The 1,424-nt window shown below is 67.1% G+C and carries 1 protein-coding gene; it reads right to left on the bottom strand.

The window, feature by feature from the left end; translation table 11 throughout:
- Positions 1-75: 75 nt before the first annotated feature.
- On the bottom strand, positions 76-1,368 hold the full coding sequence (locus tag AB1555_20095; protein ID MEW6248980.1) for an IS256 family transposase: 1,293 nt from the start codon (positions 1,366-1,368) through the stop codon (positions 76-78).
- Positions 1,369-1,424: the final 56 nt, after the last annotated feature.

The raw sequence follows: 1,424 nt of genomic DNA, 5'->3' as shown, positions 1-1,424 counted from the left end.
GAGGGTGTCAGGAATTCGGTGTTCCGACCGGAGCGGCGGGTTGATGCCGTTCGTCGTTGGACTTCTCTGACACGTTCATGGGGCGTCGGGCAAGCGGCCCTCGAAGTGGATGTTCAGCTGCAGCCGCGCCGTCAGCCAGTCGCGGTGGCCGCGGCCCCAGGTCGCCTTCGCATTCCTGATGGCGAGGTACAGCAGCTTCAGCGCTGCCTCGTCGGTGGGCAGCGGCCCGCGCGTCTTCAGCGTCTTCCTCAGGATGCGGTTGAGGGCCTCGATGGTGTTGGTCGTGTAGATGGCGTGGCGGAGCTCGGCGGGAAACTGCAGGAAGGGCTGCCACTCCGTCGCGCGCGTGCGCCACGGTTTGAAGACGTGGCCGTACTTCGGGCCCCACTTCTCCTCGGCGGCGTCCAGCGCCGCCTCTGCCTCCTGGACGTTGGCCGCCGTGTAGATGGCCTTCAAGTCCTGGCAGATGGGCCGCAAGTCCCGGTACGAGACGTAGCGCGTGCTGGCGCGAATCATGTGCACGATGCACGTCTGGAAGATGGCCCTGGGGAAGACGGCCTCGACGGCCGCCGGCAGCCCCGTGAGGCCGTCCGCGCAGAGGATGAGGACGTCCTCCACGCCGCGCTGCCGCAAGTCCGTCAGCACGGTGGACCAGAATTTCGCGCCCTCGGTGCGCTCGAGCCACAGGCCCAGCACGTCGCGCTCGCCGTCGAGGTTGACGCCCACGACGAGGTGCACGGCCTTGTTCTCCACCTTGCCCTGGTCCCGCACCTTCACCACCAACGCGTCGATGTAGACGATGGGGTACACGGCATCGAGGGCGCGGCTCTGCCACTCGGCCAACTCGTCGACGACGGCGTCCGTCACCCGGCTGATGAGGTCCGGGCTGACGTCGACGCCGTAGATTTCGTGGAGGTGCGCGCGGATGTCCCGCGTCGACATCCCCCGCGCGTACATCGAGAGAATCTTGTCGTCGAAGCCAGCGAAGGCGCGCTGGTGCTTCTTCACCAGCTGCGGCTCGAAGCTGCCCGCCCTGTCTCGTGGCACGTCGATGTCCATCACGCCGTAGTTGCTGCGGACCTTCTTCGTCCGGTGGCCATTCCGGCGATTCGTCTGCTCATCCGGTGGCTCCTCGCGGGCCTCGTAGCCGAGGTGCTCCGACATCTCCGCCTCGAGGGCTTTGTTCACCAGCGCCGCCGTCAGCTGCCTCAGTAGGCCGTCCTTGCCTGTCAGCCCAGCCGGGCCTCCCGCTGCCGCCAACAACTCTTCCAGCAGCTCGGGCCGAAGGGCCGGCGGCTGCTTCGCCGCCGCCGGGGTGTCACCGCTCGCCGACTGCTTCTTCGACTCGACCTTCTTCTTCCTCGCCATGGGTGCTCCTTTGCAGAGCCACCCCGGACCGAAACACCGAAATCAGGACACTCCCT

The organism is Nitrospirota bacterium, assembly GCA_040755395.1.
In the GTDB taxonomy this organism is placed as follows: Bacteria; Nitrospirota; Nitrospiria; order Nitrospirales; family Nitrospiraceae; genus DATLZU01.
Note: the sequence above shows the minus strand (reverse complement) of the source record. Positions and strands in the feature narration are given on the sequence as shown.

Excerpts from the sequence above, each read along its gene's own strand:
- AB1555_20095 (MEW6248980.1), bottom strand. The coding sequence starts at position 1,368 with ATGGCGAGGAAGAAGAAGGTCGAGTCGAAGAAGCAGTCGGCGAGCGGT.